The sequence below is a fragment of the Hungatella effluvii genome (assembly GCF_003201875.1).
GTDB lineage: Bacteria > Bacillota > Clostridia > Lachnospirales > Lachnospiraceae > Hungatella > Hungatella effluvii.
In genome coordinates, this window is the sequence record NZ_QJKD01000018.1 from 41,968 (window position 1) to 64,819 (window position 22,852).

Below are 22,852 nucleotides of genomic sequence, written 5' to 3' on the forward strand. Positions count from 1 at the left end.
CAGAAAGGTGAAATAAGAAATGAAAAAAAACAAATTGTTTATCGTTGGTTTTATAACACCTTGTATACTTGCTTTATTCGTCATGTATTTATACCCGGTTGTCAGAACCGTAATCATGAGTTTTTTTAAGATTGAAAGCGTGACCTCCAGTGCATCTGAATGGAGTTTTAACGGTCTGGCTAATTATGCAAAGGTATTTTCCAGTCCCACCTTTCAGAGAGCAGCGACAAACATTCTGATTATCTGGTTACTGGGAGGCATTATTATCCTTAGTTTTTCACTGCTGTTTTCTGTTATCATCACCAGTGGAATCCGGTTTAAAAAATTTTTCCGCGCAGCGATTTATCTTCCCAATATCATCAGCGCCGTGGCTCTGGCTACCATGTGGATTCAGTATATCTACAATCAGGATTACGGTCTCATTAACCAGATTTTAAGGACCATGGGTCTGGAGGGGAAGAACTGGCTGGGAACCGACATGAAATTCTGGGCCATGCTGGCTGCCTTCACTTTTGGCGCAGTAGGCTACTATATGCTGATTTTCATCAACGGCATCGAACAGATTCCCTCAGATATCTATGAAGCAGCCACGATTGACGGTGCTAACAAGATTCAGCAGTTTGGCAAAATTACCATGCCTCTGCTCCGCGGCATTTTTAAAACAAACATCACATTCTGGAGTGTAAACTGTGTTACCTTTTACTTATGGTCCAAGATGTTCTCACCGGTCAGCACGGAAGCTTCCACAATTACACCGGTGGTATACTTATATGACACGGTATTTGGTACAGTCGGCAATGTTCAGCGAGATGCAGGCGCCGGTGCTACCATCGGCGTTGTCATGGCAATCTTTATTGGAATCGTTTATTTCATTATGAACAGGCTGCTCAAAGATGATGATCTGGAATATTAATGAGTGAGTAACGTGGCACAAGAAAGATACTTATCTGACATGTCCACAGAATGGAGTGAAAAATGAGAAAAAGGAACAAAGAAAACGTGTTTAGGAGCAAGGTGAACTGGAGAAAAGAGCTGACCCTTCTTCCAGGATATCTCATTCTGACCATTTGGGTTGCCTTTACAGCAGCCTTCCTGATCTGGATTCTGGGTGCCAGCCTTTCCACCTCCAGAGAAATCTTCACCGGCACGGTATTTAAGTTTGAATCAGGAGTCCACTTTGAGAACTATGCCAGCGCGTGGAAGGGCAACAATGTCTCTGTTTATTTTGCAAACTCTCTGCTTTATGCGGCCTCTTCCTGTTTCGTGGTTATATTGATCTCAGCTCCGGCCGCGTATGTGCTTTCGCGCTTTACATTCCTTGGAAATAAGGGAGTCAAGACAGGTTTAATCCTGGCCATGAGTATCCCGGAAGTTATGATTATCATGCCGATCTATTCACTGACGGCTCAGTATCACATCCGGGGAAGAATTTTACTGATTATTCTTTATATCCTTTTACGTGTACCCTTTACCACCACTTATCTGCTGAACTTCTTTGCCAGCTTGTCAAGAAGTTACGAAGAAGCGGCAGCGATTGACGGCTGTACACCCGCCAAGACCTTTTGGAAGATCATGTTCCCACTGATCCAGCCGGCCATCGTTACGGTTACCATCTTTAACTTTATGAGCGTTTGGAACGAGTTCTTCATGGCTCTTATCTTTGCAACGTCTACGGAGACCACTCCTGTCGGCGTAGGACTGCTCCAAATTGTAAATGCCATGAAGTATACCGGAGATTACGGCGGATTGTTTGCAGCAGTAATTATCGTATTCCTGCCCACCTTCCTGTTGTATGTCATTCTCTCCGAAAAGATTATTGCCGGTGTTACAGGCGGCGGTGTGAAAGGCTAAAAATATTAACTTGACAGCAAAGGAGAACGATAATGAAAAAGGAGTTTATTGGAAGAGTTACAATACCCACAGACGTGGACGTAGTTCCGGAGACACTGGAACTGCTGAAACGCTGGGGCGCCGACGCCATTCGGGACTGTGATGGTACCGATTATCCGGAAGAATTAAGAAACGTAGACGCAAGAGTCTATTCCACCTACTACACCACCAGGAAGGACAATGCCTGGGCTAATGCCAATCCCGACGAGATTCAGCAGATGTATATTATGACACCGTTCTATACGGCAGTAAAGGATGAGCTGTCTATTCATCTTATGAACCATTTACATACAGATTTATTGAAAGTGAACGACAGGGACGATATCAGGCGTTGGTGGGAAGTCATAGACAGAACCACCGGTCAGCCTGTTCCTGTATCTTCCTGGGAGTACAGCAGCCAGACCGGAGATGTGATCATCCACGGAGCAAAAGAATTCCATGATTATACGGTGAGCTTCCTGGCTTACATCATGTGGGATCCGGTACACATGTACAATGCAGTCACCAACGGCTGGACTGATTTTGAAAAGCAGATCACCTTTGATGTACGTCAGCCCAAGACACACAAGTTTTCCATGGACAGGCTCAGAAAGTATCTGGAGGCCAATCCTCATGTGGACGTAATCCGCTATACCACATTCTTCCATCAGTTCACTCTCATCTTCGATGAACTGGCAAGAGAAAAATACGTGGACTGGTATGGCTATTCGGCATCGGTAAGTCCCTATATCTTAGAACAGTTCGAGAAGGAGGCCGGTTATCCGTTCCGCCCTGAGTTCATCATCGACCAGGGCTATATGAACAACAACTACCGGATTCCGTCCAAAGAGTTCCTGGATTTCCAGGCTTTCCAGAGGCGTGAGGTAGCCAAGCTGGCTAAGGAAATGGTTGATATCACTCACGAATACGGCAAAGAAGCCATGATGTTTCTCGGTGATCATTGGATCGGGACAGAGCCTTTCATGGATGAGTTTAAGACCATTGGTCTGGACGCCGTGGTCGGCAGCGTAGGAAACGGCTGCACGCTCCGTCTCATCAGCGATATCGAAGGGGTTGACTACACCGAAGGACGCTTACTCCCCTATTTCTTCCCAGACACCTTCCATGAGGGCGGAGATCCTGTGAAGGAAGCAAAGATTAACTGGGTAACTGCCAGAAGGGCCATCTTGAGAAAGCCCATTGACCGGATCGGATATGGCGGCTATTTAAAGCTGGCCTTACAGTTTCCGGAATTTATCAGCTATGTGGAGGACGTATGCAGCGAATTCCGCACCCTGTATGACAATATCAAAGGCACGACCCCTTACTGCATAAAGACAGTAGCCGTGCTGAACTGCTGGGGCAAGGCCCGTGCATGGGGCAATCACATGGTTCATCATGCCATCTATCATAAGCAGAACTATTCCTATGCAGGGATTATCGAGGCTCTGAGCGGAGCGCCATTTGATGTGAAGTTCATCAGCTTTGACGATATCCGGGAGAACCCTGAGATTTTAAATGACATCGACGTGATCCTCAATGTGGGCGATGGCGACACCGCTTACACTGGCGGAGACAATTGGACGGATGAGACCATTATAACTGCAGTAAAAAGATTCATCTACAACGGCGGCGGATTTATCGGAGTCGGGGAACCGGCTGCTCATCAGCATGAGGGCCATTTCTTCCAGCTGGCTACGGTTATGGGCGTGGAAAAGGAAACCGGTTTTACGCTCAACGTGGACAAATACAATTGGGAACAGCATGACCACTTTATCAAAGAGGACTGCACCAGAGACATTGATTTTGGTGAAGGCAAGAAAAACATCTATGCCCTTGACGGAACCCGGATTCTGGTTCAGAGAGACAAGGAAGTACAGATGGCAGTGAATGAGTTCGGACAGGGACGATGCGTCTACTTAAGCGGACTTCCCTACAGCTTTGAAAACAGCCGCATTCTGTATCGCTCCATCATCTGGTCCTCCCACGATGAAGACAACCTTTACCGCTGGTTCAGTTCCAACTTTAACGCAGAGGTACACGCCTACGTTAAAAATGGAAAATACTGTGTTGTCAACAACACCTATGAACCGCAGCATACCACGATATATAAAGGTGACGGTTCCAGCTTCGAACTGGACCTGGATGCCAATGAAATTATCTGGTATGAGATCTAACCGTCTGGATCAGACGAAATACGCAGCTTATTTAAGAGAACAAGACCCCCCAGAGCACCGGCTCCGGAGGGTCTTGTTCTCTTATGATTTGTGATTTATATCTTCTCACGCTGTCCATAAATTGACACATATTCTTTTTTAAAGGTGCTGAGATAGGCAGTTACCTTTTCTTTATCCAGGGAAAAATATCTCTGTAGTTTCTGAATAATGATATCCTCCGGAACCTGTTTTTCCAAATTATCCATGATCAATGCTCGTATTCCTTCTTCACGGCCTTTTAAAAGCCCCTCTTCCCTGCTGATCTCCTTCTCGCTGGCTATATGCATCTCTTCATCATATTCTGTAAGTATCACTTCACACACCTCCGCTCTGTGAGACGATAAAAAATCCGCCAGTATATCGTTCCTGATACAGTAATCCACTGCAAGCTCTACCGCCTCCTCGAGAGAAGAAGCTTCTTTCAGTTCGTCACGCACCCTGCCGGTAAATTCAGCATAATCTCTCAGCTTTTTGCACTGCTTCATCAATGTTTCATTATAGCCGCGGTTAATATTGATCACAGTAGCCTTCAGCTCGATGCAGGCTGCATGTTCCGGATTCATATGGCAGAAAGACTGGGACAAGGGCAACACTGACCGCTCTGGTCTGTTCTCCGGCCCATTATAGAATACAACATACTGGGGAACCGGCAGCATAACGCGGCGGCTTCCATAGATGTTTAAGTGCCTTTTCTCAATATATTTGCGATATTCGTCCGAAAAATAAAACAGTCCCCGCAACGGCATATTGGGATTCCACGTACTCTGGTGTTCCCAGAGGTTTAGAACCTCATCGATAAGGAAGGCGACATCATTCTTAAGTCCCATGTAAATCACGTCATCTAAGGTAACAATCTCCAATTCCTCCGGATCGCTGTACGAGGAACCGTTCATGGCATTATAAAGCTCCAGCAAATCCTTTTTTTCACAGAACGCCATGCGGAATAACCTGTCTTTGTACTTCTTATTAATTTTTGTCAAGTATTGTCCCTCCATTATACATCATATATTGGTATTATGCAATGGCTGCGTGAAAAAACAGTACAGCATTGCGCAATGCTGATGTAACTACTCAGCCTTCGCTTCCGTCAGCCGCAGTCCGGTCCGGCGTTTCCGCTTCCCGAAACTTTCCAGTTCCGGTTTCGGGCATAAGAAGTTCTAAACGTGCAGAATTTTTCTAAAAACCAGGGGAAATGCCCAAACTCGCGTTGCTCAGACAGGTGGACATTTCCCCTGAACGAAAAATTTTGCGCGTTAAGAACTTCTAATACCCTGCAAAGTCACAGGAAAGCTTCGGGAAGCGGAAACGCCGGACCGGACTGCGGCTGACGGAAGCGAAGGCTGAGTAGTTACATGCCGATTAGCATGACAAATGACCGATCATCCCCTCTCTGAGGTTCTACTTTAAATCATTCATTATGGAACGTTTGGCTGAAACGCCGGATACTGTTGATATATGCAACAGTTTTAGACTATCTGATCCAGTAAATTTCATGTGGATCCGCTTTGTTATTTAAGAATATCATACTTTCTGTCATACTGCAAGTTTTTTACTCCTATTTATGGTATTTTATATCAGGCAAATAGAACCGTATAGGCAAACAAAAAATTCCTGGCCGAATTGCTTCAAACCAGGAATTATTTTCGGGCATTCAATATGTGTCAATACCATGGTATATTCTAAACCACGCCCTTTTGCAGCAGAATATTCGCATATAACGCCTTCTCTCCCGTAGCGATAACCGCATAGGCCTTCTTCGCTTCCTCATAAAATGCAAACCGCTCGATATGGCCTATTGCACTGCCCTCCAGTCCGCTGCGCCGCTTCACGATTTCCTCATACGTATCCCATATGGGAGTTTCAACCGTATCTCCGCTCATAACTTCCATCAGACTGACCGGCTGGCTGACATAGGAGTCCAATGGGAAAAGCTCCAATACAGCCTCCAGCACTTCCGGGGCGGAGTGTCCATCCATGCGGATCACGATCCCGTCCCTTCCCATGGATTCCGACGGGAAATTACCATCAGCGATCACGAGGGTGTCACTGTGCCCCATCTCGCATAATACTTTGAGAAGCTGCGGGGACAGGATTGCAGGTATTCCTTTCAGCATAGTTCTGCTCTCCTCACTTTCCGTATTTCCTGTAGCCGGGATGTCTTCCAGTCACCTGATAACCTTCCCGCATGGAAATCAGGCGGTCAATATTCTCCCTTGAAATCTCTTTTGCCCCTCCCAGCAGATAGGCGTTGAGACTGATTTTCGCAAACAGCTCCAGCGTCTCCATCCGGTAATACGCTGTGATTAAATCGGCTCCGACAGTCAGCGCTCCGTGGTTCTGCAGGAGGAGGGCGTCATGTTCCCCCAGATACGGTGCAATCCGGTCGGGTACCTCGTAGGTGGAGGGAGTTCCGTAAGGCGTCACAGGTATGGAGCCAAGCGCGATTACTGTCTCAATCATGGAATATTCGTCCAGAGGCTTATTGGCTACAGCATATCCGGTTGCGACAGGCGGATGAGCGTGAAGAACAGCTCCCACATCCGTCCTCTCTTTATAACAGCGCAGATGCATCTTGATCTCCGAGGACGGTTTCAGCCCGGCGAGCGCATCCAGGACCTGACCGTTCTGATCGATGTGTACCAGTTTTTCCGGCGTGATAAAGCTCTTGCTCATCCCGGTCGGTGTTGCCAGAAATGTTCCATCCGGCAGTTTTACTGACACATTGCCGTCATTGGCCGCTACCCAGCCCAGCTGCCACATTTTATGGCAGATATCGCAGATCTGTTCTCTCAATTCCATATACGTTAATTCCATGTTCTTACCTCCGGATTTTTAGTTACAATTCACGGCTGCTTTGTCCGTCCCCGCCGTCCGGTCCGCGCTGGTAGTTCGCACTCCGTTTCCTGTGACTTTGCAGGGTATTAGCGGTTCTTAACGCGCAGAATTTTTCGTTCAGGGGAAATGCCCACCTGTTTGAGCGCAGCGAGTTTGGGCATTTTCTCTGGCTTTTAGAAAAATACTGCACGTTTAGAACCGCTTATGCCCGAAACCGGAACTGGAAACGGAGTGCGAACTACCAGCGCGGACCGGACGGCGGGGACGGACGAAGCAGCCGTGAATTGTAACGATTTTAAAGTATTTCCCTGTATCTTTCATAGGCCTCTTCCCAGATTTCCCGGTCGCGCGGCTCGTAGACAACAGTATGCAGAGTATCCGCCAGCACGCGTCTCGCCTGAGCGAGGCCGTTTAACTCTCCCAGTGCCATGAATTGAGCCATGGCATTTCCGTAGACGGTCGCCTCCACCGGTCCTGCAACTACAGGCAGGCCGCAGGCATTGGCAGTCATCTGACACAGCAGTCCGCTCTGGGCACCGCCGCCGATGAGATGAATGACCGCGTACTGCTTTCCCGTACATGCTCTGATCTCGTCCATGGCTTTCCGGTACGCAAGCGCGAGGCTCTGATCGATGCAGCAGACGGTTTCCCCCTCAGACTGCGGAACCGGCTGCCCCGTTTTCTGACAGAACTGCCGGATTCGCTCAGGTATATCACCGGCCGGGACAAATTCCGGCGCGTCCGGATTAATCAGGCTTTTTAAAGGTTCTGTGCAGGCGGCCTTCGCCTCCAGTTCTCCAAATCCGTATTCCTTTCCTTCCCGTATCCACTGTCTTCTGCTCTCCTGAATCAGCCACAGACCGATGATATTCTTTAAGAATGCGTATTTGCCTTCCAGCCCCGCCTCGTTGGTAATATTAAATTTCTTTGACATTTCGCTGATGACCGGCTCCGTAAGCTCCGTTCCGAACAGCCCCCACGTTCCGCAGCTGATAAACAGGAAATCCTCTTCGCGGGCCGGGATCGCCGCCATGGCGCTCTGGGTATCATGGCCAGCCACGGCGATCACCTCCACGGCCGGCACCCCCAGCTCTTTTCGGATTTCCGGACGCAGGCTTCCCGTTCTGACTGCTCCGGGGAGTATGTCACGCATTATTCCGGCCCGGAGTCCAAGCGTTTTCAGCAATCCGAAGGCCCACTTTCCCTTTCTCATATCCATCATCTGGGTGGTAGAGGCAATGGATTTTTCACTGATTTTCGCTCCGGATAAGAAATACTGGAACAGGTCCGGCATCAGAAGGAGGGCGTCTGCCCTTTCGAGAAGCTCCGGCCTCCGTTCCTTTACAGCCATCAGCTGAAACAGCGTGTTGATCTCCATCAACTGATTCCCGGTCAGTTCATAGAGAGGGTCTCTGCCGACCATTTTCAGCGTCTTTTCCATCATTCCGGCTGTCCGCCCATCCCGGTAGTGAACCGGATTGTCCAGCAGCCTTCCCTCGCGGTCCAGCAGACCGAAATCAACACCCCAGGTATCCACGCCGATACCGGAAATTGCTCCGTAAGCCTTTGACTTTACGATTCCCTGTTTCATCTCAAAGAAGAGGCGGAGCACATCCCAGTACATGGTATCTCCCAGTTTCACCGGATCATTGGGGAAACGGTGGAGCTCGGAAATGGTAAAGGATGCCCCGTCAAACCCGCCCAGCATTACACGGCCGCTGGAAGCTCCGTAATCAACGGCCAGTACCTGCTTTTCACTCATACTTTCACCGCCTTACCGGTACACAGGCCCGAACGCGGCGCACGCGCGGTAATCCTGGCCCTCCGGATCCATGCCAAAGGCATTCCATGCGGCCGGACGGAAGATCTTCTCCTCCGGCACATTGTGCATGCTCACGGGTATTCTGAGCATGGAACACATAGTGATCAAATCGGCGCCGATATGGCCGTAGCTGATGGCGCCGTGATTGGCTCCCCAGTGATTCATCACGTCGTACGCGGTGGCAAATGCTCCCTTTCCCGTCACTCTCGGTGCGAACCAGGTACACGGCCACGTATAATCGGTTCGTTTCCAGAGTGTATCGCTCACTTCTTCCGGCAGCTTTACGGTCCAGCCCTCTGCGATTTGAAGAACAGGTCCCAGCCCCTTCACAAGATTTAAACGAATCATGGTTACCGGCATCTCACAGTCGGTCAAATATCTGGATGAAAATCCGCCTCCCCGGAAATATCCGAAATCTGCTTCATTCCAGGTCGTGGCTGCCATGATGGCCTTCTGATCCTCTTCCGTCACCTCATACCACGGCTTCATCACGGAGTTTCCGTCAGCGTCCTTCGCGCCTCCATTGGCATCGAGGCACGCCGCGCCGGAATTAATCAGATGAAGGAACCCATCCGCCTCCTTCGACCGTCCTTCCAGCTCGTAGCCTGCCGCCCGTTTTACCGCGTCGCCGCTCCAGTAGGTCCGGACATCGGCAAATATCTGTGCTCTGCCCGTCAGCAGTTTCATGAACATCATGCCAAGGCCGTTTAAGACATCATTTTCCGTCGCCAGTATGTAAGGCTCTCTTGCTCCGTTCCAGTCGAAGGAGGTATTCAGCATTGCCTCCGGGAAGTCACAGTTAGGATAGAAATCGGTCCACTGGCGCTGTCCCTGGAAACCGGCGGCAATGGCGTTATGGCCCACCTTTTCCTCCTCACAGCCTTCCGGAAGGTTCTGGTTTCCATTCATCAAATCTTTGATGATGCACATCATTTTCGCTAAGAATTCCCAATCCTTATCCTTCTGTTCGCGGCTCTTTCTCACTTCCTCCGGATTCTTGTCAAATCCTTCCATACAATACTTCTTCGTCCAGGCCAGAGCCTTTTCATATTCTGCATGATCGTAGATTTCCTCTGACATTCTGCGGATGATCTCCACCTCATCAACCGACTCCACGCGCATTCCTAAATATTCTTCAATAAAGGCAGGGTCAATGATGGATCCGCCGATTCCCATACAGATGGATCCGATCTGGAGATACGATTTTCCCCTCATGGTCGCCACCGCCACCGCGGCACGACCGAAACGAAGCAGCTTCTCCTTCACATCCTCCGGAATCTCCGTATCATCTGCTTCCTGCACGTCGTGGCCGTAGATTCCGAACGCGGGAAGCCCCTTCTGCGCATGAGTGGCCAGGACAGAAGCCAGATAAACCGCGCCCGGACGTTCTGTCCCGTTGAATCCCCAGACTCCCTTGATGGTCATCGGATCCATATCCATCGTCTCCGCCCCATAGCACCAGCATGGAGTCACTGTCAGGGTGATATCCACGCCTTCTCTGCGGAACTTATCGGCGCAGGCCGCCGTTTCCCCCACTCTTCCGATGGTCGTATCCGCGATCACCACCTTCACCGGCTCGCCGTTGGAATAGCGTAAATGCTTCTTGAAAAGCTCTGCAGCCGCCTTCGCCATATTCATGGTCTGATCCTCTAAAGACTCCCGCACCTTTAAATACCCTCTTCTCCCGTCAATGGTCGGTCTGATCCCGATCACCGGATAACTTCCCACTAATCTGCTCTCTGCCATGTTACATTCCTCCTTGGAAAATCGTTTATTCTTATGAGATCATAGTACCATCTCTTCGACGTATTTTCTTGTCTTATCATGGCAAATAATTGGACAATATTCCGATTCATCCATTGCGCAATCCGCACCTGTACCGTATAATTGGAAATTATATAGAATAAAATTCATGTTTGGAGTTGGTGATTTTAGATATGCATTATATAAAATATAAAGAAATGAAACATCATGGGACTGCAGATTTTCCAGCAGGCTATTACCATGTCACGGAAAGTCATCCGCAGTATGCCATGCCCTACCACTGGCACGAGGAGTTGGAGCTGATTCACATCATAAATGGTACGTTCCACGTGACGATCAATGAAACCACACGGACTGCGGCCGCCGGAGATATTCTGCTTGTCAACAGCGGCGGGCTTCACGGCGGAACGCCCTATGACTGCGTCTACGAATGCCTTGTATTTCCTGTCGGCCTCCTTTTCAGTCAGACCTTTGACTCTGACTTTTTAAAACGGCTTGACAGACAGGATTTGATCCTTGACGAATATTTTCCGGCTGGGGAAGATACTGCGATTCACAGTCTGCTTAAGCGCCTCTTTGCGCTCATGCAGAATTCGGAGGAGGGAGGAAAGCTGCAGTGCCTGGGACTGCTCTACCAGCTTATGGGACTGCTCTGCATGGATAAGCGGTATACCGTCTCTGACAAATCGGACTTATCCAGCCACAGGAATCTCTATCTTCTAAAAAATGTACTGAACTACATCGATGCCCATTATACCGAGAAGATCGCTTTAAATGAACTGGCCCGCACAGCCGGGATGTCACCGAAATACTTCTGCCATTTTTTCTCCGAAATGACCGGGCGTACCCCCATCGATTACGTCAATTACTACCGGATTGAGAGGGCCTGCTGCCTCCTGGCGGGCACAGACAGCAGGGTCACGGATATCGCCATGCTCTGCGGTTTTAACGATGTCAGTTATTTCACCCGGGCGTTTAAAAAATATAAGGGAAAATCACCGGGGCAGTATTTAAAGGCTCCGCTGTAATGCTGTTACCGGTTTCTTCTCCTGTCCACCGTCCTGTTTAACTTCTCCGACATAACAAGCAGAATGACCGTCAGAATAAGTATGTAATACGGAAAAATGCTGATATTGATGCTGGAGGCCATAAATCCGAACAGGGGCGGCATAAATGTCGTTCCGATATAGGCGCTGGCCATCTGCACGCCTATAATGGACTGGGAATTTTCCCTTCCGAAGTTATAGGGCGTTGAATGGATAATCGCAGGATATACAGGGGCGCAGCCGAAACCGACCACAACCAGACCGGCAAGAACCAGCATATTGGTTTTCACCGGAGCCGCCACAAGAATCAGTCCCGCCACGATCGTAGCGATACCGATACGGACCAGCCCGCGGTCTCCCAGCCAGTCGGCTACAAAACCGCCTAAAAAGCGGCCAAATGTAATACCGAAAAAGAACAGGGCGGAATATCCTGCTGCCAGATTCACATCGATTCCCCGATGCTGCACCATGTAGCTGCTCGCCCAGAGCGTCGTCGTCTGTTCCAAAGCGCAGTAAGAAAAGAACGCGGCCATCACCAGCAAAACGCCTTTGATTTTCATAGTCTGAAGGAGACCAAGAGCCTTCACAGGGCCATTCTCTGCGCTTTCCTCCTGTGTACGGCTTTTCTTGCCCCCATTCGCCTGTTTCCAGAGCGGCAGGCTGATGAAAAGTCCGGCTGTCAGAACAAACTGTATGATGGAAACCGTGCGGTACCCGCTGTGCCAACCATATCCTCCTGTCAGGCAATATCTCATGATATAGGGACTGGCTGAGGCGCCGAGACCCCAGAAACAGTGAAGCCAGCTCATGTGGCGGGACGTATAGTGCAGAGCGACGTAGTTATTAAGCGCCGCATCAACCGCTCCCGCGCCAAGGCCGTAAGGGACGGCCCAAAGGCACAACAGGACAAAGGAATCGGATACGGAAAATCCGAATAGCGCGACTGCCGTCATGAATACGCTGACAGCGGTCACCAGACCAGCCCCAAACTTCTTCGTGAGACGGTCGGAAAGAAGGCTGGAAACAACGGTGCCAGCCGCAATCACCATGGTAATCATACCCGCATAGGAAACCGGCACATTCAGCTCCGTATGCATCACAGGCCAGGCAGAACCTACCAGTGAGTCCGGCAGTCCCAGACTGATAAAAGCCATATATATGATAACAAGCAAAAATGAATACATAATCTTCTCTATGTCCTTTCTTTTACCGGCGCGTGACAGCGGAAACCAACGGCAATATTTTCGCCGCGCCCTATTTCTTCAATTCCATGCATTTTCCCAGCATCTCCAGCATCTGATCCACCTGGATCGGCTTTGAGAGATGGCCATCCATGCCGCTGGCCAGCGATTTTCTCGTATCCTCGTCGAATGCGTTGGCCGTCAGGGCGATGATGGGAATTCTGCGGGCATCCTGGCGGCCCGAGGTTCGGATACGTCTGGCTGACTCCAGTCCATCCATGACCGGCATGCGGATATCCATCAGAATCACGTCAAACCAGCCGGGCTCTTCCCCGCAGTAGAGATCCAACGCTTCCTGGCCATCGGCCGCACAGGCCACGGTGAAGCCGTTCATCTCCAGAATCGTCTGCGCAATCTCCCGGTTCAGTTCATTATCCTCGGCCAGAAGAACACGACTGCCCTGGAAATCAGGAATGTCCACGTTCTGTTCCTGCACAGGGATCTCCTCCGCATCTTCACAGGCATATTCCAGGCTCAGTGTAAAGAAGAACTCCGATCCCAGTCCCGGTTCGCTGTGCACTTCCAGGGTACCGCCCATCATCTGCACCAGGCGGCTGGATATGGACAGTCCCAGTCCCGTTCCTCCGTGGCGGGAGGCGGTAAGCGCGTCCGCCTGCTCGAAGGCATTGAAGATTCTTCTCATGGCAGCCGGTTCGATGCCGATTCCCGTATCCGTTACAGAAAAACGAATCAACGCTCTGGGCTCTTCCTCCAGCACTTTAACCCGGACCTCAACGCTGCCAAGCTCTGTAAATTTGATGGCATTTCCAATAATATTGACCAGAATCTGGTTAAGCCGCAGGCTGTCTGCCCGGAGCGGCCGTTTTTTCCTGTAGTCATTTTCAAAGGTCAGCTCCAGATGCTTCTCCTCGGCCTGGGCGCGGAATAAGGATTCCAGATTGGAGAGCTGCTGTTCCAAATCTATGGATTCATAGCTTAGCTCCATCTTACCGCTCTCGATCCGCGACATGTCGAGAATATCATTAATCAGCCCCAGCAGATAGGTGTTGGCCGACTCGATCTTCTCTAAACAGTCCAGTGCTTTCTCACGGTCATCCAGCACACTCTTGGCGATAATCGTCATACCACTGATGGCATTCATCGGAGTGCGGATTTCGTGGGACATACGGGACAGGAAATCTGTTTTTGCCTGGCTCACCGCGTCGGCTTTGGATTTCATGATAAAAGAGGGAATAATTTTCACCAGTTCTTTTAAAAGCTTCCTCTGTTCCCGGGTCCACTGATAGTTTTCCTGATCGACCTCAAAGCTCATGGACCCCACATACTCCCCATAGTTCCAGATCGCGGCGTGAAGGCAGGAAGCGATATGGGAGATTCCGTCTCTCACATTGTGATCGGCCAGGCCATCCTCGTCATACATGTTGGCGCAGATATCAAAATCCTCCTCCGAGGCATAAAAATCCTGCCCCAGCTGCAGATCCGAGTGGTGGCGCGCCCACTGGTAGGAAAAATGGTAGGACAAAAAGGCTTTATCGGCCTCAATAATCGATACCCGGTCGAAATGGTAGTTCTTTCCGATACGGGAAAGCAGCAGAAACACGGCGTCGTTGATATTCTTCGACCGCCCCAGCAGTTCCAGCGCGAAGGAAACGAGATCCTTCTCCGGATGCAGAATCTCCCGGTCAACCGTGTTTACCTGGAACTCATCCGGGTACAGCTGTGTAAGCAGCACGCCCACCTCCCTGGAGGTGTCCAGATAACAGGCGGCGTTCCCCCTGCCATGATCCTTGACGTATTTCAATGTGCTCTCGGCACAGCAGTACAGCGTGTTATATTCGTCCGTCACTTCGGTGCTGCACATACCAATACTGGCCGCAATCCGAATATCCTTTTCCGTGTTAAGGATGATATTCCGTATCATGGCAGCTATGCGCGGACCGATGATCCCGGCTTCCTGTTTGTTGCAGTCTTTCAGAAAAAGCATAAACTCATCTCCGCCCAGTCGGACCTTAATGCTCTCCTTTTCCGTCACCTGCCGCAGAACATCCGCCACCTCCTGCAGAACCGCATCCGCGAAGATATTGCCCTCCTTCTGATTAATATCCTCAAAATCATCCATATCCAGAAGCATCATGACGCCATGTTCCCCCGGCGCTCTTCCTGAGGCCAGGTATTCCTGAATCAGACGTATCCCGCTCTCCTTATTGTAAAGTCCGGTCAGGCTGTCGCGGGATCTGGCTTCTTTCAGCGCCGTCTCCATCTCCTTCTCACGGGTAATGTCCTCCACAATCCCAATGACAAACTGCGGATTTCCTTCTTCATCGCTGAGTATCACGGACATGGTCTGGCGGCTCCAGTAACGGCTGTCCTTCCCGCGGAATTCGCAGGTAGCCGTCCGTTCTCCGCGGTGAATCTGATCGTACATCGCATAGAAGGCTGGATAATACGCTTCATCCACCTGTTCCTCTGCAAAACTGTATGGCATATTTTCATACCGGCTCCGGCAGTGGTAGGCCTTGTAAGTCCTCTCCGGAACCTGACACTCACAGGTCTGCGGATAGTAATAAAATTCACAGGTCGTAGTATGCTCAAGAGCCAGATGTATGATCTCATTGCTCGCCTCTACCTGCCTGGTCAGACGCTGTTCATTCAGCTCCGCCCTCTTTCTAGCGTTGATATCGATATATACACTCTGGATAATCTTCTCTCCGTCGCTGTCCAGAAGTACTTCAGCACTGCCGATAATCCAGCATGGGCTTCCATCCTTCTGGAGCAGCCGATACTCAAAATCAGACTTATCACCGGTCTCCTGCAGCGTATCGATCTCTTTTAATACGGTTTCCCTGTCTTCCTCCATAATCAGCATTGGCAGATCCCAGTCTTTTTTTTGCCAGAATTCTTCCGGTTCGTAGCCGAATATGCGGATAGCCTCCCGGTTTGCATTTTTAAATTCGACGCCCATATCGGTCAAGCGGTACTGCACAATACCGCAAAGCATGGACTGAAAAAGATGGTCATACTGGTTCGCCTGACGCTCCCTCTCTTCTGCCTGGCATTTCAAGCTCTCTCTCGCCGCCACTTCTTCTGAAATATCTCTGACTACACTGATACAGACCGCCCGGCCGTCTACAGATTCTCCCTTTTTTCCTACAACGCTGACCCAGATATTGCTGCCGTCCTTCTTTACAATCCGGTAGTTCGCCTTGTAATCGCTGCTCTTCTCAAACGCCTCTTCCATGATGCGCACCGTCTCTTCCCGGTCTTTTGGATGGATGCAGTTTAGGATCCGGCCAGCCGTTGCCTGCACAAATTCATCATAGGAATAGCCCAGATACGACAGCATAAAATCATTGATATAGTAAAGGGGCAATCCAGGCTCTAAATAGCCGCCCATAATTCCGCCCGGTATGCTCTTCCCCATGATATCCAGCGCCTTCGTTCCAAGCTGCCGTTCCAATTCATACCGGTCCAGCGTGGATTCCGGAAAATACTCGCCTTCTTCCTGCTGCCTTTCGGGTGTCGATGCGTGAATCGATGCGATTCTGCATACCCCGTCCTCTCCCTTGACACAGGCAGCGCTCACCCGGAACCAAATCCCGGGTTCTTCACTCCCCGGCGGATATACATCAGCCGTGAGAAGTACGACGGCACACCGGTCGGAAACAACCGTCTCGTCGAAGCTGTCATACTCTATTTTCAGCGGTTCCGGCGCCTGGGAAAATTCCGTAAGCAGCGCCTGTTCCGTCTGTTCCCGTCCCTTTGACAGTTCAGACTTTCCAGTTCCCACCCAATGCACGGTATCTGTCACAAAAACCAACGTGTCCTTCACATTCCGCCGGATCAGATACGCATCAAAAAAAGAACGGACCGTTCTGCCAGCCTCGCCCGGTTGTATCATAATTCCACCTCTTTCTATACTTTATCTATATAAATACAAGATTGTATCACATTTTGCCTGTTCGTTCTGATTATTCTTAAATTATAAAGCAGATCAGGGAAAAACTCAATCGAATAAGTCAGATAGATTACAACCGCCGCGCAATCTCCCTCATATGCCTTCCATCTGTCCCACAGCAACCGCCATATATCTTCAGGCTGCAAATTTCTTTAAGCGCCATCATAGCTTCCGCCAGAGCCTCCGGCTCGGAGGTCAACAGCTCTTTTGCATCATCCAGTTCCTCATACGACAACTGCGCCGTATTCGCCTGAATCCCCAGGAAGCGGCGTTTCAGCAGAGCTTTGTCATGGAAAGACTGTGACAGCGCTTCATATGCAATCCGCGGATGAACGCAGTTTGTCATATAACAGATGGGCGGAACTGAAACCCGGTTATCGATTTGGGATATTGCATCGCAGATGGGTGTTCCGTCGATCAGCGTTCCGTTATTTCGGATCGTAAAGCTGATGATATATGGAATTCCCGTCTCAGCCATAGCCGCCGCCAGCCCTGCTGCCTCGGGAAACGTCGGAATCAGGGCCGCGTACAGGAAATCAACGCCAGCCTCACCAAACTGATCCAGTTCCCATTTGTGAAACTCCCTGGACTCCTTCTCTGTCAGGGCGCCTCTGCCTGTATAGGCGTCTCCTCTGCTGCCCACCATGCCGCCTGCGTACATCTCTCCCCTGTTTTTTCCCTTTATTCTTTGAAGAAAACTGACATTGTCCCCGATAACTCCCACGTCCGTTCCGCTGTCACCGGCACGTTCCCGGTTGACTCTGCGTGTGGGCGTCACAGCCAGAAACGGCAGCCCATAGGTATCGGCAATGGCGGCATATTCCATCCAGAGTTCTTTCAGCGCGCTTCTTCCTTTCATGCTGTGGACGTGTTTCGCCAGAGCGAGGCTTTTATCCGGCATCAGACCGTACTCCCGCTTCAGCCGTTCGCCAAGCGCGCCTTCCATCAGAAATGCCTCATGATTATAAAAAGAAGTTTTAAAGTCCATATCATTTCCTCCCTTTCCTGTCTCTCAACATGATTATACACGGAAAATGCCCATTCGGACAGCCTGTAACCTCACACAGCTTCCCCGCATAATTTATACAGAGGAGGAGACACCATGAAAAAACTACTTTTTTGCAGAAAATGCCTCTGTGCGGCACTCAACAGGATTCCTCTGGTCGATAAATGCCTTCTTGTATTTTTCCTTGTACTGCTGACCCAGTCCGCATACAGCCTGTTTTCACACAACGGAGCCGGTTCGGAAATTGAGCATATCGATGTGATCGTGCGGACATCCTCCGCCGCCATATTCGGCTATATCTTAAGCGCCAACTTTATCCTGCAGGCCGAGGGAAAATCCAGGCAGACCAAGATCCGGCCAGAACCCCCGGATAATGGAGACGAACACTTTTCTTCACAGAGCGTCCCCTCCTACGATTCCGCAGAGGATGCAGGCCCCGGTTTTGAACCGGAAAGAGGACCGGTCGAAACCGAAGATGCCGAAAATGACGATTCAAAATCCCTCCCGGCAAAGTTTCTGACCGGCAGGCTGCAAATCCTGATTGCCACATTCATCGGATTATTCTGCCTGATTACCCTGATCCTTCTGCGCAATGTCAACGCCCTTAACTCCGACCTGCTGTCTTCCTCATCGGTGGCAGCCACAACAGCGCAGTTCCGGGATTTCGTATCGGGTTGTGTAGGATTTTTAATCGGATGCCCCGCAGAGAAACAGAATTAACCAGAGTTCATAAGAAAAGACGGCTGGCAGACCCATGAAAGTCTGCCAGCCGTACATTTCTTGCCGGCACTCTGCCTGCGGCTGCCGGTCCTATCCATTATCTCAATTTCTTTTTCATAATGTACATCGCCTTTATACCAGCCAGGCGCATTAAAATACTCTTCTTCAGGGTCTCTGTTCTGTACCCCATCTTCTCATAGAGTGAGACAGCCGGCAGATTATCCTTCAGCACATCGAGATACAGCTCATCAAAATCCAAACCGGATTCGGCAAACGTCAAAAGCTGTCCTCCCACTCCTTTCCTCCTGTATTCCGGTGAGGTCGCTATAAAATCAACGTATCCGCTTCGGTCCCCCTTCACAGCGGGTATGCTAAGCATTTTGCCCAGCTGCCACGCAAGTATCTTCCCTTTTACCGGACCGAATACAGAGACACACGTCTCCTCATTCATCACAATGGCCCTTCTCCTGGAATCCGAGACTGCGATCAGGCCGGCTACCCGGTCATCCTTTAAGAGCACGTAAATCAGATCCAGCTGCATACAGGGTGTAAAAAGTCTCCGCAGAAGCTCCTGTTCCTTCGTTATTCCCTTAAACATGGAGTAAAAACTGTCCACTAACAGCGCGGCTGTCTGCTGAACATGACCCGCCTCCAGCTGGTTTAAGCACCTTATCTCTGTATTTTCCATACTACGCGGTCCCCTCCGTCCCTTTTAATATGCTGACGATCCATTCCGCCTGCGGAAACGGGGTCTGCGGAAATACAGCAAGCTGTTCTGCGATTCCCTGGATGCTGCACCAGAACGTGCAGGCCAGCGCCTCAGGATTCCCTCTGCGGATCTCTCCCGCCTCCTGCCCCTTCCGGATCAGCTCCACGGTTTTGGCATAACGGGTCTCCTGGGACGCCATAATCTGCGTAATCCGTTCCGGTGTCGTGCTGCTTCTCAGCGCCTGTGCGATCAATATAAAGAATTTCGCGCCCTGCGGATTCACGCGAATCATATCCAGGATCTGATTTGTCACATTTGTAAAAAAGTTCAGCGGCGAACGCTCATCGATCTCCATCCACGCCTGGGAGGATTCTGTCCCGATGCGGATAAGCTCCTCGTACAGGCTCTCTTTCGTCGCAAAATAATGAAACAAAAGGCCGTCGCTCATATTTACCGCCTTCGCGATATCGCTGGTCTTCGTCGCCGCATACCCCTTTTTTACAAAGAGATCCAGGCCTGCAAGTAAAATTTCTTCGCGCCTTTTCTCTTTTTGCTGGTCACGTGTATTCATAAACGGGATCCTCCTGTTCACTCATTAAGTTTCCAATCATTAAGTTTCTATTCATTGAGTGTTCACTTAATCAGTTTAATAGAAATCATACCGAATGTCAAGGAAAATCACCGTTTTTGCATTCATGGCTTTCACATACAGTTAAATCGTCTCTGTTTTTTCACTTACAGAGTATTCCATCTGGTAAAATGCCAGGCTGAACACCAATATGACGCACAGGACGGCAAACATCACGGAGGCAGTCGCCTCTTTCAGCAAATATCCGCACAGGACCGGTGATATGGACAGTCCCAGAACGATCATATTCTGTGCGCCTAGGTATACACCTCTCTGCTCTTTTGGAGTAATCTTTATAATAAATAAGTACTCCGCCGGTACAATGGCCACTTCGCCAAAGGATAGCAACACGATCGCCGCAGTAAGCCACAGCAGGTCCGACCGAAAGATTAAAATTATCAGGCCTGCCATCATGGACCCGACAGCGAACCTCACCCATCTCATGATTGTTTTCTTCCTGATAACTGCGCTCACAAAGTACTGCAGCCCCATCACAATTGCAGCATTCAGCGCCGAAATATAGGCCACTCTTTGATACGCCTCATCATAGGGCAATACGGAAGAAAAGAACAATGACATAAATGTAACCAGTGCAAACCAGGCATTGGTAACAATCGCCAGAGATGAGGACGCAATATTAGTCACCATCAATACGCCAAGAATAAGGAATCCATTTGACATTCCCGGAAAGATTAAGTAACTGACTGCCATCACAGAAAGTGACAACGCAAAAATCTTTTTCTTATCACGGCGGTCTATGAGAAATCCGCAAAAAATGCTCATAATCGTCCCCGATAAACTGCCCAGTCCGATCAGATATCCACTGTTCTCTACGCTGATTCCGAGACGTTTTCCCAGATACATGGGCAAATAGGGCGTCAGCGCCCAGTAAACCACTGCTTTAAAAAATGCACACAAAATAATTACACAGACTGCCTTTGGAAATTTCTGCAGTATTCTTCCAGTTACTTTCATTTTCCCTCTTTCCTGCAGCCTTTCCGTGTATTCTGAATAACAGTGAAACCCATCATTCAGCGCCATGTTTTTAGCATTAAAAAAAGTGCTTTTAACAAATCAAAAGCACCCACTGATCGACTATAAGAGAAAGGCTACAGAAAACTCCCGATCGTAAACAGCATGACTTTTTGATTTATCAATAATCTCTTATTCGTCATGATATTCACCACCCTTCCTGATTTTTTTAAGTATTCCATAAAAGACCACTGCTCGTAAAGCAATTCTTATTCGCCGCAAACGATTAATTTTGTAATCCCGTTCCGATCCATGTATACTTCCTGGTCTCCGCCCAGCATACCTTTGGAATAAAACAAAACCATCCACATCTCACCCGGGATATCATCATAAACCTCTGTGTCTGTATACAAAATCGTGCATTCCTGTTTCGCCCGGTTTACAACGGATTCCTTATCAACCACTTTCACTGGATCCGTATTTCTGAAATCACTGCGCTGGATCCCTCCCGATTCCTCCCTGTATCTCAGAAGAACCTCCTCATAGGAAAAATAGCCTTTTCCAGCCGCCCTCTGCGTGTCACAGACAAAACGAAGACAGTCTGGGACACCAGTTTTATCGATCATTTCCAGGGCCTCAATCCGATTGAGCCGGTCTGCAATGATACAGGGATATGGTTTCTTCATCCACGGAAGCGCCGATGCTTTCGGCTGAAAGACTTTTCTGATCTCCGTCAGTCCCTCCACCTTTTTATCCGGCAGACGAACCAGCAGCACTTTGCCGGTCAGATTGTCTGCGGGGTTCGGTTTCTTTCCTAAGAAGGCAAACATCTCCGCCTCACTGAGCGTATATTCATACGGTTCTTCCTGATCGGTCAATCCTTCCCACTCATCCATTTCCATCTCCGTTCCCTCATTTTTCAACGCCAGATCCCCCCTCGTTCTGTCATCTCCCGTTATTTTCATCAGGTCAGGTACTGATAATCCGAATAATCCACGATCCCCTTTATCGTTTTCAGAGAACCTTCCACTCATTCCTTTACCATCAGGCACTCCGGTGCAGGAAGCTGAAGTCCCTGACCAGCAAAAATCCCATGGATGCAGGAAGTCTCAAATCCTCTTGGGTTATAGTTTTGGGGATTGCCCTTCATACTTGCCTTCCAGATGAAATCCTGAAAACATGGCTCACCGTATTCCCTGACTCTGCATTTTCTGATTCCGTAAAAACCTGTTCCACCAAATCCAGTGATTTTGTCAGGTATTTCTTGTCCATACATTTTATTTTCCAGCTCATGAAACCTCCATTTTTTTTAAATCTCCTTCGTCAGAAGTCAGGATCATCTGCTACGAGTCTGCATTGATGGCAGACAAAATCATACCGTATCTTACTGGATATCGCATGCTTCTGATTAACCCACGGTTCTCCACACTTTGGGCAGACCGGTTTATTCTTTTTGTAATAAGTAAACAGTAAATAGTAAAATGGCTTTCCCGTCTTTTCTTCCATGATACTGCAGTATTGAAGCGCTTCCTTCGATAAAAGGCTGTTCGGGTCGTGCATCATTTTATAACCATGCCGCTCTCCGATTCCTTCATAAAATTGCCGGTCGCAGGCCCGGTAAGCTTTTTGCCAGCCTAACAGGTCGAAATACTCCGTGCCGTCATAGGTTTTCGGAAATTTGTAGAGCGGTACCGGGCATTTACAATCACCGCAAATAATCGGAGATGCAGCCCACAGGCACTCCGAAAACAGGATATAATGGCTGGGAGCTTCACACGTACAGCTGTCCTCCACATCGTAATTTTCTCCGATATAGAGCAGTTCCGGCGGCTTTGCAGAGTCTTTGCATACATCCTCAAAAAACTCCCGGGTATACCGGTTGCCATACTTTTCACTCAGGGAATCCCGTTCCGGCGCTACGATTCTGCAGGCAAAATATTCTGCGCATTTGACTGTATTTTGAAATTCTGACAGAATCTGGCCATTCTTATACAGACAGGATATAAACCACTGCATATTGTCAATAAACACATCGAGTTCCTCCGGTTCGAATGACCGGGGATAAAAACGGTATTCATATGTATACATGGGGATACCTCCATACTCTG

General features: G+C 49.3%; 19 protein-coding genes. 5 read left to right on the plus strand and 14 right to left on the minus strand.

Features of this window, described 5'->3' with window-relative positions:
* Positions 1–19 precede the first annotated feature (19 nt).
* The 3 genes from DFR60_RS24945 (at position 20) to gnpA (ending at position 4,046) form a co-directional block, all read left to right on the plus strand.
* Entirely contained in the window at positions 20–913 is an 894-nt protein-coding gene (locus tag DFR60_RS24945) for a carbohydrate ABC transporter permease (RefSeq protein WP_110325380.1), read from the plus strand.
* A 62-nt stretch (positions 914–975) separates the two neighbouring features.
* Positions 976–1,851 (plus strand): carbohydrate ABC transporter permease, encoded by an 876-nt coding sequence (locus tag DFR60_RS24950; protein ID WP_110325382.1) that lies wholly within the window; start codon positions 976–978, stop codon positions 1,849–1,851.
* A gap of 32 nt (positions 1,852–1,883) precedes the next feature.
* Entirely contained in the window at positions 1,884–4,046 is a 2,163-nt protein-coding gene (gene gnpA, locus DFR60_RS24955) for a 1,3-beta-galactosyl-N-acetylhexosamine phosphorylase (protein WP_110325384.1), read from the plus strand.
* Positions 4,047–4,141: 95 nt separating this feature from the next.
* On the opposite strand, the gene DFR60_RS24960 is transcribed toward gnpA, so the two are convergent.
* From DFR60_RS24960 to DFR60_RS24980, 5 genes are all read right to left on the minus strand, one after another.
* The gene (locus tag DFR60_RS24960) at positions 4,142–5,065 is read right to left on the minus strand and encodes an RpnC/YadD family protein (protein ID WP_243005177.1); all 924 of its coding nucleotides are present in this window, start codon (positions 5,063–5,065) and stop codon (positions 4,142–4,144) included.
* Positions 5,066–5,764: 699 nt separating this feature from the next.
* Positions 5,765–6,199: an RbsD/FucU family protein gene (locus DFR60_RS24965; RefSeq protein WP_110325388.1), complete on the minus strand. Its 435-nt coding sequence runs from the start codon at positions 6,197–6,199 to the stop codon at positions 5,765–5,767.
* 13 nt (positions 6,200–6,212) lie between these two features.
* Positions 6,213–6,899: a class II aldolase/adducin family protein gene (locus DFR60_RS24970; protein WP_110325390.1), complete on the minus strand. Its 687-nt coding sequence runs from the start codon at positions 6,897–6,899 to the stop codon at positions 6,213–6,215.
* Positions 6,900–7,215: 316 nt separating this feature from the next.
* Complete coding sequence (locus tag DFR60_RS24975) at positions 7,216–8,682, minus strand: rhamnulokinase (protein WP_110325392.1); 1,467 nt, start codon at positions 8,680–8,682, stop codon at positions 7,216–7,218.
* Between the two features lie 12 nt (positions 8,683–8,694).
* Positions 8,695–10,488, minus strand: coding sequence for an L-fucose isomerase (locus DFR60_RS24980; RefSeq protein WP_110325395.1), 1,794 nt, complete (start codon positions 10,486–10,488; stop codon positions 8,695–8,697).
* A 191-nt stretch (positions 10,489–10,679) separates the two neighbouring features.
* On the opposite strand from DFR60_RS24980, the gene DFR60_RS24985 reads away from it, so the two are divergent.
* A complete protein-coding gene (locus DFR60_RS24985; RefSeq protein ID WP_110325397.1) occupies positions 10,680–11,534 on the plus strand; it encodes a helix-turn-helix transcriptional regulator in 855 nt (284 codons plus the stop codon).
* 5 nt (positions 11,535–11,539) lie between these two features.
* Here DFR60_RS24985 and DFR60_RS24990 read toward each other — a convergent pair whose 3' ends face one another.
* The 3 genes from DFR60_RS24990 to DFR60_RS25000 form a co-directional block, all read right to left on the minus strand.
* Positions 11,540–12,736, minus strand: coding sequence for an MFS transporter (locus tag DFR60_RS24990; RefSeq protein ID WP_110325399.1), 1,197 nt, complete (start codon positions 12,734–12,736; stop codon positions 11,540–11,542).
* 70 nt (positions 12,737–12,806) lie between these two features.
* A complete protein-coding gene (locus DFR60_RS24995; protein WP_243005178.1) occupies positions 12,807–16,652 on the minus strand; it encodes a PAS domain-containing protein in 3,846 nt (1,281 codons plus the stop codon).
* Between the two features lie 127 nt (positions 16,653–16,779).
* Complete coding sequence (locus DFR60_RS25000; RefSeq protein ID WP_110325403.1) at positions 16,780–17,697, minus strand: homocysteine S-methyltransferase family protein; 918 nt, start codon at positions 17,695–17,697, stop codon at positions 16,780–16,782.
* A gap of 114 nt (positions 17,698–17,811) precedes the next feature.
* On the opposite strand from DFR60_RS25000, the gene DFR60_RS25005 reads away from it, so the two are divergent.
* Entirely contained in the window at positions 17,812–18,435 is a 624-nt protein-coding gene (locus DFR60_RS25005; RefSeq protein WP_110325405.1) for a hypothetical protein, read from the plus strand.
* A 97-nt stretch (positions 18,436–18,532) separates the two neighbouring features.
* On the opposite strand, the gene DFR60_RS25010 is transcribed toward DFR60_RS25005, so the two are convergent.
* The 6 genes from DFR60_RS25010 to DFR60_RS25035 form a co-directional block, all read right to left on the minus strand.
* Positions 18,533–19,123: a GNAT family N-acetyltransferase gene (locus DFR60_RS25010; protein WP_110325407.1), complete on the minus strand. Its 591-nt coding sequence runs from the start codon at positions 19,121–19,123 to the stop codon at positions 18,533–18,535.
* A gap of 1 nt (position 19,124) precedes the next feature.
* Positions 19,125–19,715 carry a TetR/AcrR family transcriptional regulator gene (locus DFR60_RS25015; RefSeq protein WP_110325409.1) on the minus strand — a complete coding sequence of 197 codons (591 nt, stop codon included), beginning with the start codon at positions 19,713–19,715 and terminating at the stop codon, positions 19,125–19,127.
* 141 nt (positions 19,716–19,856) lie between these two features.
* A complete protein-coding gene (locus tag DFR60_RS25020) occupies positions 19,857–20,747 on the minus strand; it encodes an MFS transporter (RefSeq protein ID WP_167437729.1) in 891 nt (296 codons plus the stop codon).
* Positions 20,748–21,013: 266 nt separating this feature from the next.
* Positions 21,014–21,778 (minus strand): hypothetical protein, encoded by a 765-nt coding sequence (locus DFR60_RS25025; RefSeq protein ID WP_167437726.1) that lies wholly within the window; start codon positions 21,776–21,778, stop codon positions 21,014–21,016.
* Positions 21,775–22,020: a hypothetical protein gene (locus DFR60_RS25030; protein WP_207659572.1), complete on the minus strand. Its 246-nt coding sequence runs from the start codon at positions 22,018–22,020 to the stop codon at positions 21,775–21,777. Before DFR60_RS25030 ends, DFR60_RS25025 begins: the two co-directional genes overlap by 4 nt.
* A gap of 47 nt (positions 22,021–22,067) precedes the next feature.
* Positions 22,068–22,832 carry a DUF2310 family Zn-ribbon-containing protein gene (locus DFR60_RS25035; RefSeq protein WP_110325417.1) on the minus strand — a complete coding sequence of 255 codons (765 nt, stop codon included), beginning with the start codon at positions 22,830–22,832 and terminating at the stop codon, positions 22,068–22,070.
* Positions 22,833–22,852: the final 20 nt, after the last annotated feature.